This is a genomic window from Streptomyces sp. 1331.2 (assembly GCF_900199205.1).
Lineage (GTDB): Bacteria > Actinomycetota > Actinomycetes > Streptomycetales > Streptomycetaceae > Kitasatospora.
In genome coordinates this window covers 2008471-2021734 of the sequence record NZ_OBMJ01000001.1, presented here as the reverse complement: position 1 = coordinate 2021734, position 13264 = coordinate 2008471, and the positions used below count along the sequence as shown (strand labels likewise).

Genomic DNA, 13264 nt, shown 5'->3' with positions numbered 1-13264 from the left:
ACGCCTGCTGCGCAAGACCGTTCGGAGGGGAACAGCGTAATGGCGCGACAGCAGCGGCACATCGGGATCGGCGCGGCGGCACTTGCCGGTACAGCGGCGGCCGGTTTTCTACTTCCCTTGGCGCTGGCCACCGACGCCTCGGCGCACGTGCCGACGTGGTCGGTGACCTGCGACAAGGTCGTGGTCGATCTGATCAACTACAGCCCCAAGGCCGACGTGAAGAACACCGTCAGCCTGACCATCGACGGCGAGAAGGTCCTGGACGCCAAGACCTTCCCCGCGGAGTTCCACGGCACCTTCCCGGTGAAGGACCACGCCGCCCCGATCAAGGCGAACCTGGTGGTTTCCACCACGGAGAACCCGAACGAGAAGGGCTGGAACATCAACGAGACCAAGACCATCGAGCCGTGTCACACGCCGACTCCGACTCCGACCCCCACCAAGACCCCCACCCCCACGCCGACCCCGACCCCCACGCCGACGCCGACCGTGACGCCGACGAAGACCCCGACCCCCACGCCGACGCCGACCGGGACGCCCACCGTGAGCCCGTCGGTGCCCGCGCCGACCACCGCCGCCCCGGCGCCCACCCCCAGCGGCCCGGCGCTCGCCCAGACCGGTAGCAGCGACGCGACCCCGATGATCGCGGCGGCCGGCGGCGGCGTGCTGCTGGTCGGCGGCGCGCTCGTGGTGCTCGCCCGCAAGCGCCGCGGCGGCAGCCAGGGCTGACGCCCCGTGAGCTGAACGAGCCGAACAGCGCGACGCCCCCCGGCCTCAAGTGGCCGGGGGGCGTTGTGCGTTCGTACGTCGCCGGTCACTCCCAGCGGAAGAAGCGGGCCGCTGCGGCCAGGCCGAGCACCGACCAGCCGGCCAGGATCCCGAGGTCCGACCAGGGCACCCCGGCGCCGCTCTGCAGCACCGAGCGCAGCCCGTCCGAGAGCGCCGAGATCGGCAGCAGCTCCAGCACCGACCGTACGGCGTCGGGGAACTTGCTCAGCGGCACGATCACCCCGCCGGCGAGCAGCAGCAGGATGAAGACCAGGTTGGCGGCGGCCAGCGTGGCCTCGGCCTTCAGGGTGCCGGCCATCAGCAGGCCGAGCCCGGAGAAGGCGGCGGTGCCGAGGACCAGCAGGGCGACGACGGCGAGTGGATTCCCGTGCGGGGACCAGCCCAGCGCCAGCGCGATCACCGACAGCAGCGCGACCTGCAGCGCCTCCGTCACCAGGACGCAGCCGGTCTTGGCGGTCAGCAGCGTCCAGCGCGGCAGCGGGCTGGCGCCGAGCCGCTTCAGCACGCCGTAGCGGCGCTCGAAGCCGGTGGCGATGGCCTGCCCGGTGAAGGCGGTGGACATCACGGCCAGCGCGAGCAGGCCGGGGGCCAGGAAGTCGACCCGCTTGCCGGGGCCCTCGACCGCGACGATGTCCACGGCGGAGAACAGCACCAGCAGCACGGTCGGGATGACCACGGTGAGCAGCAGCTGTTCGCCGTTGCGCAGCAGCATCCGGGTCTCGAAGGCGGTCTGGGCGAGCAGCATCCGGCCGACCGGTGCCGCCCCCGGCTTCGGGGAGTAGTCGGTCGAGGTCACGAGCGGAGCTCCCGTCCGGTCAGGTCGAGGAAGACGTCTTCGAGGCTGCGGCGCTGGACGGACAGCCGTTCGGGCAGGACGCCGGCGGCCGCGCACCAGCCGGTGACGGTGGCCAGCAGCTTCGGGTCCACCGGCGCCTCGACGCGGTAGCTCCCGGGGGTGGTCTCCACGGCCGTGGCGCCCTCGGGCAGCTCCTTGAGCAGCGGGCCCAGGTCGAGCCCGGGCGGGCCGTCGAAGCGCAGGGAGTCCTCGGCGCCGCCGCGGCAGAGCTCCTCGGTGGTGCCCTCGGTGATCACCTTGCCGCGGTCGACGATGGCGACGCGGTCGGCGAGCTGCTCGGCCTCGTCCATGTGGTGGGTGGTGACGACCACGGTGACGCCGTCCCGGCGCAGGTCGCGGACCAGGTCCCAGGTGGCGCGGCGGGCCTGGGGGTCGAGGCCGGCGGTGGGTTCGTCCAGGAAGACCAGTTCGGGGCGGCCGACCACGGCCATGGCCAAGGCGAGCCGCTGCTGCTGGCCGCCGGAGAGCCGCCGGTAGGTGGTGCGGCCGCAGGAGCCGAGGCCGAGGCGTTCGACCAGGGCGTCCACGTCCAGTGGGTGGGCGTGCAGCTTGGCGGTGTGCCGCAGCATCTCGACCGCGCGGGCGCCCGCGTACACGCCGCCGGACTGCAGCATGACGCCGATCCGGGGGCGCAGGGCGGCGCTCTGGGTGACCGGGTCGAGGCCGAGGACGCGGACGGTGCCGGCGTCGGGGCGGCGGTAGCCCTCGCAGGTCTCGATGGTGGTGGTCTTGCCGGCGCCGTTGGGGCCGAGGACGGCGGTGATCGTGCCGGCGGCGATGGTGAGGTCGAGACCGTCCACGGCCGTCTTGTCGCCGTAGCGCTTGACCAGCCCGGCGACCTGGACCGCGGGTACGGGGTTCATACCGGCGAGTCTAAGAGGCGCTGACGCGGGGGCCGGACGGCGCCCTCGGTGATCGTTTCCGCAGGCCAGGTAAGGCTTACCTGCGTGATCGATGACACCGGTGAGGCCTGGATCACGGCTTGTCCGGACGGAAGTAATTACGCAACACTGGTGTTGTGAAAAACATGCGCGAGCACGCCACGCAGCAGGAGGCCGAGTCGGCCCCCGGCTGTGACGTGCCCGTGACGGCGGCCGAGGTGCTGCTGGAGGGCCACCGCGCCACCCGGGACCGGGTCGCCCGCTCGATCCTGGACCACGGCCCCTCCTCCGCCGCCGACCTGGCGAGCCGGCTCGGCCTCACCGCCGCCGCCGTCCGCCGCCACCTCGACGGACTGGCCGCCGCCGGCCTGGTCGAGTCCCGCGAACAGCGGGTCTACGGCAGCCGCGGCCGCGGCCGTCCGGCCAAGGTGTTCGCCCTCACCGACGGCGGGCGGGACGCCTTCTACCAGGCCTACGACCAGCTCGCGGCCGACGCGCTGCGCTGGATCTCGGACTCGGTGGGCGGCGGCAAGGCGGGCGAGGAGGCGGTCGCCGCCTTCGCCCGGGCCCGCTTCGGCAAGCAGGGCGAGAAGTACCAGGAAGCGCTGCGCCGGGCCGACGAGGCCGAGCGCACCGAGGCACTCGCCGAGGCGCTGAGCGCGGACGGGTACGCTGCCACGGTGCGGCGTGTCCCGTCGGCCGCGGCCAAGGCCCCGGCGGGCGCCCAGCTCTGCCAGCACCACTGCCCGGTTGCGCACATCGCCGAGCAGTTCCCGCAGCTCTGCGAGGCGGAGACCGAGGTCTTCTCGCGGATCCTGGGCACCCATGTGCAACGGCTGGCCACCATCGCCCACGGCGACGGGGTCTGCACCACCTATGTGCCGGCACCCGGTGCCGCATCGTCGTCCGCCCGCCACACCGCGGGCCGGAACTCCGATGCAGTGCCGACTGCCGGTACGTCCACCGAAGATTCTGCGTCCGCGCGTTAGGAAGCTCGCATGACTGACACCGTTTCGCACCCGGAGCTTGAGGGCCTGGGCAACTACGAGTACGGCTGGGCCGACCCGGACGCTGCCGGCGCCGTTGCCAAGCGCGGGCTCAGCGAGGAGGTCGTGCGCGACATCTCCGCGAAGAAGAACGAGTCCGAGTGGATGCTGAACCTGCGGCTCAAGGGCCTCAAGCTGTTCGGCAAGAAGCCCATGCCGACCTGGGGCTCCGACCTCACCGGCATCGACTTCGACAACATCAAGTACTTCGTCCGCTCCACCGAGAAGCAGGCCGAGTCCTGGGAGGACCTGCCGGCGGACATCAAGGCCACCTACGACAAGCTGGGCATCCCGGAGGCGGAGAAGCAGCGCCTGGTCGCCGGCGTCGCCGCCCAGTACGAGTCGGAGGTCGTCTACCACCAGATCCGCGAGGACCTGGAGGAGCAGGGCGTCATCTTCCTGGACACGGACACCGCGCTGCGCGAGCACCCGGAGCTGTTCAAGGAGTACTTCGGCACCGTCATCCCGGCCGGCGACAACAAGTTCGCCGCGCTGAACACGGCCGTGTGGTCCGGCGGATCGTTCATCTACGTGCCGAAGGGCGTGCACGTCGACATCCCGCTGCAGGCCTACTTCCGGATCAACACCGAGAACATGGGCCAGTTCGAGCGGACGCTGATCATCGTCGACGAGGACGCCTACGTCCACTACGTCGAGGGCTGCACCGCGCCGATCTACTCCTCCGACTCGCTGCACTCCGCGGTCGTGGAGATCATCGTCAAGAAGGGCGGCCGCTGCCGCTACACGACCATCCAGAACTGGTCGAACAACGTCTACAACCTGGTCACCAAGCGCGCCGTGGCGTACGAGGGCGCGACCATGGAGTGGATCGACGGCAACATCGGCTCCAAGGTCACCATGAAGTACCCGGCCGTCTACCTGATGGGCGAGCACGCCAAGGGCGAGACCCTGTCGATCGCCTTCGCGGGCGAGGGCCAGCACCAGGACGCCGGCGCCAAGATGGTCCACATGGCGCCGAACACCTCCTCGCACATCGTCTCCAAGTCGGTGGCGCGCGGCGGCGGCCGGACCTCCTACCGCGGTCTGATCGAGATCGGCGAGGGCTCGCACGGCGCCAAGTCCAACGTGCTCTGCGACGCGCTGCTGGTCGACACGATCTCCCGCTCGGACACCTACCCGTACGTGGACGTCCGCGAGGACGACGTGTCCATGGGCCACGAGGCGACCGTCTCCAAGGTCAGCGAGGACCAGCTGTTCTACCTGATGAGTCGCGGCCTGACCGAGACCGAGGCCATGGCGATGATCGTGCGCGGCTTCGTCGAGCCGATCGCGCGCGAGCTGCCGATGGAGTACGCGCTGGAGCTCAACCGGCTGATCGAGCTGCAGATGGAGGGCGCGGTCGGCTGACGTCCGGCCGAGCACCCGCCATCCACTGATTCCGAGGAAGAGAGCACTACGAACAGCCATGGCTGAGCAGAACACCACCGGCTCCACCACCGCCGGCTCGATCGAGGTCGGCACCGCCGGCGCGGGCGCGCAGCTCGCCGGCCCCGGCACCGGCCGTGACACGGTCAAGCAGCCGATCGACGCGCGCGTCGCGGTCAAGCCGTCCTTCGACGTGAACGACTTCCCGGTGCCCACCGGCCGCGAGGAGGACTGGCGGTTCACGCCGCTGCACCGCCTCGGCGGGCTGCACGACGGCACGGCCGCCGCCGCCGAGCGGGGCGGGACCAAGGTCGAGTTCACGCTGCCGGACGGCGTCACCGCCGAGACCGTCGGCCGGGACGACGCCCGCCTGGGCAAGGCCGGCACGCCCGTCGACCGGGTCGCCGCGCAGGCGTTCAGCGCCTTCGACGAGGCGCTCGTGGTCACCGTCCCCAAGGACGCGGTGCTCACCGAGCCGGTCAAGATCGACGTGCACGGCGAGGGCGGCGTCCGCTTCGGCCACGTGGTGATCGACGTCAAGCCGTTCGCCGAGGCCGTCGTGGTGCTCAACCACACGGGCACCGGCATCCGGGCCGCCAACGTCGAGCTGCTGGTCGGCGACGGAGCGAAGCTCACCTTCGTCTCCGTCCAGGACTGGGAGCGCGACGCCGTCCACGTCGCCCAGCACAACGCGCTGGTCGGCCGGGACGCCACGTACAAGTCCGTGGTCGTGACCTTCGGCGGCGACCTGGTCCGCCTGCACCCGCGGGTCAACTACGCGGGCCCCGGCGGCGAGGCCGAGCTGTTCGGCCTGTACTTCGCCGACGCCGGCCAGCACCTGGAGCACCGTCTGGTCATCGACCACGACACGCCGCACTGCCGCTCCAACGTGGCGTACAAGGGCGCCCTCCAGGGCCAGGACGCGCACGCCGTCTGGGTCGGCGACGTGCTGATCCGCGCCGCCGCGCTCGGCACCGACACCTACGAGCTCAACCGCAACCTGGTGCTCACCGACGGCGCCCGGGTCGACTCGATCCCGAACCTGGAGATCGAGACCGGCGAGATCGTCGGCGCCGGCCACGCCTCGGCGACCGGCCGCTTCGACGACGAGCAGCTGTTCTACCTGCAGGCCCGCGGCATTCCGGCGGACGAGGCCCGCCGCCTGGTGGTGCGCGGCTTCTTCGCCGAGCTGCTGCAGCAGATCGGCGTCGCCGAGGTCCAGGACCAGCTCATGGAGAAGATCGACGCCGAGCTCGAAGCGGCGGTCTGAACGCGATGACCTTCCTCCGTGCCTGCGCGCTCAGCGACCTCCAGGAGGACGTCCCCAAGCGCGTGGACCTCAACGGCGTGCCGGTCTCCGTCGTCCGCACCGACGAGGGGGTGTTCGCGATCAACGACATCTGCTCGCACGCGAACGTCGCACTCTCCGAGGGCGAGGTCGAGGACTGCATGATCGAGTGCTGGCTGCACGGCTCCAGCTTCGACCTGCGCACCGGCAAGCCCTCCGGCCTGCCCGCCACCAAGCCGGTCGCTGTCTACCCCGTAAAGATCGAAGGGGACGATGTGCTCGTCTCCGTCAACCAGGAGTCCTGAGTACACATGGCAACCCTTGAAATCCGCGACCTGCACGTCTCCGTCGAGGCCGAGAACGGCCCGCGCGAGATCCTGAAGGGCGTCGACCTGACCGTGAAGCAGGGCGAGACCCACGCCATCATGGGTCCGAACGGCTCCGGCAAGTCCACCCTGGCCTACTCGCTGGCCGGCCACCCCAAGTACACCGTCACCGGCGGCTCGGTGCTGCTGGACGGCGAGGACGTCCTGGAGATGTCCGTCGACGAGCGTGCCAAGGCCGGCGTCTTCCTGGCCATGCAGTACCCGGTCGAGGTCCCCGGCGTCTCGGTCAGCAACTTCCTGCGCACCGCCGCCACCGCCGTCCGCGGCGAGGCCCCGAAGCTGCGGCTGTGGGTGAAGGAGGTCAAGGAGGCGATGGCCGCCCTCCAGATGGACCCGGCCTTCGCCGAGCGCAACGTCAACGAGGGCTTCTCCGGCGGCGAGAAGAAGCGCCACGAGATCCTGCAGCTGGAGCTCCTCAAGCCGAAGATCGCGATCCTCGACGAGACCGACTCCGGCCTGGACGTCGACGCGCTGCGGATCGTCTCCGAGGGCATCAACCGGGTCCGCTCGACCGGCGAGGTCGGCACCCTGCTGGTGACCCACTACACCCGCATCCTGCGGTACATCAAGCCCGACTACGTCCACGTCTTCGCGGGCGGCCGCATCGTCGAGTCCGGCGGTGCCGAGCTGGCCGACAAGCTGGAGGACGAGGGCTACGAGTCGTACGTGAAGGGGGGCGCTTCCGAGTGACCCGTACCCCGCTGTCGGGACTGCTCGACACCGATGCGATCCGCAAGGACTTCCCGGTCCTGCAGCGGCTGCTGCACGACGACAAGCCGCTGGTCTACCTGGACAACGCGGCCACCTCGCAGAAGCCCCGCCAGGTGCTCGAAGCGCTGAACGCCTACTACGAGCGGCACAACGCCAACGTCCACCGCGGCGTGCACGTGCTCGCCGAGGAGGCCACGGCACTGTACGAGGGCGCCCGGGACAAGGTCGCGGCGTTCATCAACGCGCCGAGCCGCAACGAGGTGATCTTCACCAAGAACGCCTCGGAGTCGCTCAACCTCGTCGCCAACATGCTCGGTTGGGCCGACGAGCCGTACAAGGTGGACGCCGACTCCGAGATCGTCATCACGGAGATGGAGCACCACTCCAACATCGTCCCGTGGCAGCTGCTGTCGCAGCGCACCGGCGCGAAGCTGAAGTGGTTCGGGCTGACCGACGAGGGCCGGCTCGACCTGTCGAACATCGACGAGCTGATCACCGAGAAGACCAAGGTGGTTTCCTTCACCCTGGTCTCCAACCTGCTCGGCACCGTCAACCCGGTGGAGACGATCGTCCGCAAGGCGCAGTCGGTCGGCGCGCTGGTCGTCATCGACGCCTCGCAGGCCGCGCCGCACGCGGTGCTGGACGTGCAGGCGCTGGAGGCCGACTTCGTCGCCTTCACCGGCCACAAGATGCTCGGCCCGACCGGCATCGGCGTGCTCTGGGGCCGCCAGGAGCTGCTGGAGGACCTTCCGCCGTTCCTCGGCGGCGGCGAGATGATCGAGACCGTCACCATGGGCTCGTCCACCTACGCCCCGGCGCCGCACAAGTTCGAGGCCGGCACCCCGCCGATCGCCCAGGCGGTCGGGCTCGGCGCGGCCATCGACTACCTGACCGGCATCGGCATGGACCGGATCGCGGCGCACGAGCACGCGATCACCGAGTACGCGGTGGAGCGCCTGCTGGAGATCCCCGACCTGCGGATCATCGGCCCGCGCACGGCCGTCGACCGCGGTGCCGCGATCTCCTTCACGCTGGGTGACATCCACCCGCACGACGTGGGCCAGGTGCTGGACGAGCAGGGCATCGCCGTGCGCGTCGGCCACCACTGCGCACGGCCGGTCTGCCTGCGGTACGGAATTCCGGCGACCACGCGGGCGTCGTTCTACCTGTACTCGACGCCGGGCGAGGTCGACGCGCTGATCGACGGCCTGCACCACGTCCGGAACTTCTTCGGCTGACGGGACGGGGCAGGACGACCATGAAGCTCGACTCGATGTACCAGGACATCATCCTGGACCACTACCGCAACCCCCACGGCAAGGGACTGCGGGACGGCGACGCCGAAGTGCACCACGTCAACCCGACGTGCGGCGACGAGATCACCCTGCGGGTGAAGCTCGACGGCACGACGGTCGCCGACGTCTCGTACGAGTCCCAGGGCTGTTCGATCAGCCAGGCGAGCGCCTCGGTGCTGAACGACCTGGTCGTCGGCAAGTCCGTCGGCGAGGCGCAGGCGGTCCAGGAGGCCTTCCTGGAGCTGATGCAGAGCAAGGGCCAGGGCGAGGGCGACGAGGAGGTGCTGGAGGACGCAGTCGCGTTCGCCGGCGTCTCCAAGTACCCGGCCCGGGTCAAGTGCGCCCTGCTCAGCTGGATGGCCTGGAAGGACGCCACCGCCCAGGCGCTCGCCCAGCACCCCGCCGTGAACGACTGAACCTGCAGAGGAGGACAAACCATGAGTGACGAGAACACCACCGTCGACGCCACCGCCTCCGCTGCGGCCGACGCGACGGCTACTGCTGCGGCTTCGGCTGCCGACGAGCAGCCGGCCGGCATCATCGTCGGCACCACGGCCGGCACCGTCTCGGTCGAGGACCTGACCGAGGCCCTGATGGACGTCGTCGACCCCGAACTGGGCATCGACGTCGTCAACCTGGGCCTGATCTACGGCATCCACATCGACGAGTCCGACGTGGCCACCATCGACATGACGCTCACCTCGGCGGCCTGCCCGCTGACCGACGTCATCGAGGACCAGGCCAAGACGGCCACCGACGGCCTGGTGAAGGACCTGCGGATCAACTGGGTCTGGATGCCGCCGTGGGGCCCGGACAAGATCACCGACGACGGCCGCGAGCAGCTGCGGGCGCTGGGGTTCAACGTCTGAGGCCTTGGCTGGTCGATCGTTTTTCCGCTGCCGCGTGCACCCTTGGGGGCGCGCGGCAGCGGCGTTTCCGGGGTGAATACCCGCGCGTGATCTGCTGTGTTGGGCGGGTTCTCCGCCGTTCCCCACCATCCACCCCCCACCCGCCTGCCGGCGGGTGCCCGCCCCCTGCCTGGCCGCTTGCCGGCCGGCGCGGGGTCGGGTGTTTCAGGCGGCGACGCGTGCAGGCCGTCCACCGGTCATTGCGGAGCGCAGGGCGGTTCGGACGCGGGCGGCGCCTGCGATTGCCACGTCTGCCGACTTGTTGAGTGTGGGAGTTCGGGTGGGCAGGCCGGCACACGGGCGGCAGGTGCCCGGTCGGGGCACGGGGTCGTGGCACTTGGCGCACTCGGTGTAGCGGGTCGGTGGCTGTTCTGCGGGCCGGGCGGGCGGCATCTTGTGCTCCAGGCGGTAGCGGAGCACTGCGGATGCCGAGTGCATCGGCGTGGGCAGGCCCGGCAGCAGGGCGTGGGCCAGGTCGGCCGGGGTGCTGCCGCGGGCGAGTCACTGGGCGACGAGGGGCGCGAGTTCGCGCGCTTCGGCCTCGCCCAGGCGCAGGCGCGGTTCAGGCCGGATCACCCGGAACAGGGTGGCCACGGCTTCGCGGACCACTTCGGTCGCGGAAGCCTCCTCCTGCCCATCGGGTTCGACTTCCTCGGCCGGACTGCCGGGGAGGGTGGATTCTTGGCGCCGGTTCTTTACAACAGGCGTGCCAGCACGGCCGGTAGTCGCTCCACCGGGCGCCGGACGGGTGGCATCCGGCGCGAACCACGGAGTGTCGTACACGTGGGTCTCGGTGCGGATGGTGCCGTCCGGCAGGCGGATCTTCTCGACGCGGTAGAAGCCCGCGTCGGACAACTCTTTCAGGGCCTTGCGGATCGCGCCTCGGCCCTGCGGGCTGGTGTCGGCCATGTGCCGACCGTCCTCGCGCCAGCAGTCAGGGCGGGAGAGGAGGTCCGCGAGGAGGCCTCGGGCGGTGTAGCTCAATCGCCGGTACTGGAGCAGGGCGTTGGGCAGTACGGTGAAGTTGCGCACGTGGGCGCTACGATGGACGCGCATCGGGAGTTCTGGCTCCTGTTGCCGGACCCCGGGGTGTTGGTAGCACCGCCGGGGTCGCCTGTTTTCTGTTTGAGTACGGAACGTACCACGGCACTTGACGATGAGTCAGGTCTTTGTAGTATCCCGTACGTGATCGTCGGCGCTCGCTCTCGGCGGATCGGGTTCGATCAGCCCAGGTAGACCCAGGTCGGGCGTCGTGCGGTCGGTGTCGAGGAGGCTGCGCCTGGCGATCGGGAAGGCCCAGTTTGCGGCTAACCGGCGGCAAGGAGCTCGCCGCGTTCGAGGCCTCGCGCAGGAATCGACCAGGCTCTCGCTGGCGTGGCAACTCGGCGAGCACGCGCGCATTGCCTGACTGTCAGCGGTCGCGAAATCCCTGAACTCGGCCTTGTTCCTGGAAGCCGAGGAACTGGCCCCCGAGCAAGTCCGCTATCACTTCATCCCTCGACACCTGGTGACCAGCTGGGTGGGCAACAGCGCGGCAAGCGCAGCTACTTGCTGGCAGGCGTCGCACAGCGGCTCCAGATCGTCGCGTGACGCGGCTGGATGGCTACAGTCGTCGCCATGAGCGACTCCCACTCCCACGAGGTCGTGGCCCAGCCCCGCACCGCCGCCGGCGTGCTGTTCTTCGACGAGGACGACCGCGTCCTCCTCGTGAAGCCGACCTACAAGCCGGGCTGGGAGATCCCCGGTGGGTACCTGCATGCCGGCGAGACCCCGAGCGAGGGTGCGGCCCGGGAGGTCAAGGAGGAGCTTGGCATCACCCCGCCGATCGGTCGACTGCTCGTTGCTGACTGGGCACCCCACCCCACTGAGGGGGACAAGCTCCTCTTCGTCTTCGACGGCGGTGTCCTCCCGGCCGACGAGCTGGACCTCATCACCGTCGACCAGGTGGAGATCGGCGAGTATGCCTTCCACACCACCGACCAGCTCGACGTGCTCCTCATCCCGCGCCTGGCCCGCCGCGTCCACGCCGGCTGCGCCGCCAGGGCAAAGTCCGAGACCGTCTACCTGGAGCACGGAGCTACCCGCCCGTAGGACCCAGGGTGTCGGAGTAGACGTAGCACTCCGGCCTGCCGGCGAGGATGCCGAAGGACTTCGACACGACGGTAGTGGCTGCCGGGGTGGCTGTCGCCGATGACTTTGAAGACGACTCCGTGGTGGTCCATCAGGTAGTCGCGGTCGCGGACGGTGGGAACCGGCCTACCGGTGTTCAGCGGTGAACCGTTCCAGAGTGGGCAAGGTGCCGGTGTCGATCGTGTCGCCCGACTCATACTGATCAAGTCCCATCGTGAAGAGGGTGCGCCGGTACTGCCACTTGATGTGCTTGTCGTGCCGCGTGGGGTCGGTGGGCCGCATGAGGGCGAGGAAGAAGAAGCACTTGACGAGCAGGAAGTCGCCCAGGTGCCCGTGCACCATCGGGAGACGGGCCAGCCGGTCGAGGGCGTGCTTGACCCCTCGTGGACGCGCGGGGTGTCGAGGTCCGGCTTCTCCTCGAAGACCTCTGCCGCGAAGGCCGCCTTCTCGAACCACGGCGTGGCGGGGAGGGGGTGCCTCGCCTGGGCCTGCAGGAGCTTCGACGTGACGGCAGCTGCCGTACTGATGACCTGGTAGCTGACCCGACCGTCCCGCCCGGCGTCGGCCAGCGCCTCCTCGTGCAGCGAGGTGTCGCCGATGGCGCGTTCGACGACGAAGTAGCGCCCGTCCTCCGAGCCGCTGTCGACGATCTCCGGCACCGGGTAGCCCAGGCTCGCGGCCAGCTGCTGGAACTCGATCTCCGCCCGCAGGTCCTCGCCACCGGTCCGCTTGTAGAGCAGGCCATCGGCCGACCTCCACACCGCGCCTTGGGTGGCGGTTCTGTCCTTCACGAACTCCCAGTTGCTCATCCATCCATCCTTACGTGGGGCCGAGTTGGCGTGGAGCAGATGCGGATGTGTCGGGCAGTTCGCTTGGGGTTGGGTCGGCTGTCCCCGGGAAAAGGGCAACCGGCCCCGTCGCCGCCCGGCCGGTGTGCCCGCATCGGTACGGGCGGAGAGAACGGTTCACGGTCATGGGGTTGGACAGCAGTCAGCTGACGCAAGCTAGATTCAGCGCTCTCTGCTGCATCACCTCGGACCGGCAACCTCGATGTCCCGATTCATCAACCACAACCCGGCCATTCCACCTGTCCTGGCCGCCCTGGAGGAGCAGACGTGACACAGCAGGCTGCGGAGGAACGCGCGGGCGTTGCCGCCGCGATCGTGGTCCGCGAGGGCCGCGTTCTGATGGTCCGGCGGCGGGTGAGCGAGGGCCAGCTCTCCTGGCAGTTCCCGGCCGGCAAGATCGAGACCGGCGAGTCCCCTGAGGAGGCGGCCGTCCGTGAGACTGCAGAGGAGACCGGACTCGGCGTGGCCGCGGTCAAGCTCCTGGGCGAGCGGGTGCATCCGAAGACCGGGCGGCTGATGTCGTACACGGCCTGCGAGATCGTGAGCGGCACCGCCGAGGTGGTGGACACGGACGAGCTGGACGCCCTCGCGTGGGTGACCCTTGCCGAGATCCCCGAGTACGTGCCGTACGGGCTCTTCGAGCCGGTGCAGGCGTACCTGGACATTGCGCTGACTGCCTGACCTCCGGCTCCATGGCTGGCCACCCATGGAGCCGGAGGTCGCACCGGCGCCGCCATGGA

Annotated in this window: 15 protein-coding genes; 11 read left to right on the top strand and 4 right to left on the bottom strand. The window is 69.9% G+C overall.

The genetic code is table 11. The annotated features are described in order from the left end of the window. Positions 1 to 39 precede the first annotated feature (39 nt). Positions 40 to 729 carry an LAETG motif-containing sortase-dependent surface protein gene (locus tag CRP52_RS08480; protein ID WP_097235836.1) on the top strand — a complete coding sequence of 230 codons (690 nt, stop codon included), beginning with the start codon at positions 40 to 42 and terminating at the stop codon, positions 727 to 729. Positions 730 to 814: 85 nt separating this feature from the next. Here CRP52_RS08480 and CRP52_RS08475 read toward each other — a convergent pair whose 3' ends face one another. After that, positions 815 to 1534 (bottom strand): ABC transporter permease, encoded by a 720-nt coding sequence (locus tag CRP52_RS08475; RefSeq protein WP_373560547.1) that lies wholly within the window; start codon positions 1532 to 1534, stop codon positions 815 to 817. Positions 1535 to 1581: 47 nt separating this feature from the next. Further along, on the bottom strand, positions 1582 to 2508 hold the full coding sequence (locus tag CRP52_RS08470; protein WP_097235834.1) for an ABC transporter ATP-binding protein: 927 nt from the start codon (positions 2506 to 2508) through the stop codon (positions 1582 to 1584). 164 nt (positions 2509 to 2672) lie between these two features. On the opposite strand from CRP52_RS08470, the gene CRP52_RS08465 reads away from it, so the two are divergent. The 8 genes from CRP52_RS08465 to CRP52_RS08430 all read left to right on the top strand — a co-directional run bounded on the left by CRP52_RS08465 (position 2673) and on the right by CRP52_RS08430 (position 9507). Further along, on the top strand, positions 2673 to 3515 hold the full coding sequence (locus CRP52_RS08465; protein WP_097235833.1) for a helix-turn-helix transcriptional regulator: 843 nt from the start codon (positions 2673 to 2675) through the stop codon (positions 3513 to 3515). Positions 3516 to 3524: 9 nt separating this feature from the next. Further along, the gene (gene sufB / locus CRP52_RS08460) at positions 3525 to 4940 is read left to right on the top strand and encodes a Fe-S cluster assembly protein SufB (RefSeq protein WP_097235832.1); all 1416 of its coding nucleotides are present in this window, start codon (positions 3525 to 3527) and stop codon (positions 4938 to 4940) included. A 58-nt stretch (positions 4941 to 4998) separates the two neighbouring features. Continuing rightward, complete coding sequence (gene sufD / locus CRP52_RS08455) at positions 4999 to 6228, top strand: Fe-S cluster assembly protein SufD (RefSeq protein ID WP_097235831.1); 1230 nt, start codon at positions 4999 to 5001, stop codon at positions 6226 to 6228. A 5-nt stretch (positions 6229 to 6233) separates the two neighbouring features. Then, the gene (locus CRP52_RS08450; protein ID WP_030055938.1) at positions 6234 to 6551 is read left to right on the top strand and encodes a non-heme iron oxygenase ferredoxin subunit; all 318 of its coding nucleotides are present in this window, start codon (positions 6234 to 6236) and stop codon (positions 6549 to 6551) included. 6 nt (positions 6552 to 6557) lie between these two features. Further along, positions 6558 to 7322: a Fe-S cluster assembly ATPase SufC gene (gene sufC / locus CRP52_RS08445; RefSeq protein WP_097235830.1), complete on the top strand. Its 765-nt coding sequence runs from the start codon at positions 6558 to 6560 to the stop codon at positions 7320 to 7322. After that, entirely contained in the window at positions 7319 to 8581 is a 1263-nt protein-coding gene (locus CRP52_RS08440) for a cysteine desulfurase (protein ID WP_257032364.1), read from the top strand. Before sufC ends, CRP52_RS08440 begins: the two co-directional genes overlap by 4 nt. 20 nt (positions 8582 to 8601) lie before the next feature. Next, positions 8602 to 9054, top strand: coding sequence for a Fe-S cluster assembly sulfur transfer protein SufU (gene sufU / locus CRP52_RS08435; RefSeq protein WP_097235829.1), 453 nt, complete (start codon positions 8602 to 8604; stop codon positions 9052 to 9054). Between the two features lie 120 nt (positions 9055 to 9174). Continuing rightward, positions 9175 to 9507: a metal-sulfur cluster assembly factor gene (locus CRP52_RS08430; RefSeq protein WP_097239936.1), complete on the top strand. Its 333-nt coding sequence runs from the start codon at positions 9175 to 9177 to the stop codon at positions 9505 to 9507. A 540-nt stretch (positions 9508 to 10047) separates the two neighbouring features. Here CRP52_RS08430 and CRP52_RS39345 read toward each other — a convergent pair. Continuing rightward, a complete protein-coding gene (locus tag CRP52_RS39345; protein WP_257032363.1) occupies positions 10048 to 10578 on the bottom strand; it encodes a hypothetical protein in 531 nt (176 codons plus the stop codon). Positions 10579 to 11163: 585 nt separating this feature from the next. Here CRP52_RS39345 and CRP52_RS08420 point away from each other — a divergent pair. Then, entirely contained in the window at positions 11164 to 11637 is a 474-nt protein-coding gene (locus CRP52_RS08420; protein WP_097235828.1) for an NUDIX domain-containing protein, read from the top strand. Here CRP52_RS08420 and CRP52_RS08415 read toward each other — a convergent pair. Further along, positions 11607 to 12485 carry a hypothetical protein gene (locus CRP52_RS08415; RefSeq protein ID WP_257032362.1) on the bottom strand — a complete coding sequence of 293 codons (879 nt, stop codon included), beginning with the start codon at positions 12483 to 12485 and terminating at the stop codon, positions 11607 to 11609. The two genes, CRP52_RS08420 and CRP52_RS08415, sit on opposite strands and share 31 nt — an antisense overlap. A gap of 306 nt (positions 12486 to 12791) precedes the next feature. Between CRP52_RS08415 and CRP52_RS08410 the strand changes: the two genes are divergently transcribed. Next, a complete protein-coding gene (locus tag CRP52_RS08410; RefSeq protein ID WP_097235827.1) occupies positions 12792 to 13205 on the top strand; it encodes an NUDIX hydrolase in 414 nt (137 codons plus the stop codon). Positions 13206 to 13264: the final 59 nt, after the last annotated feature.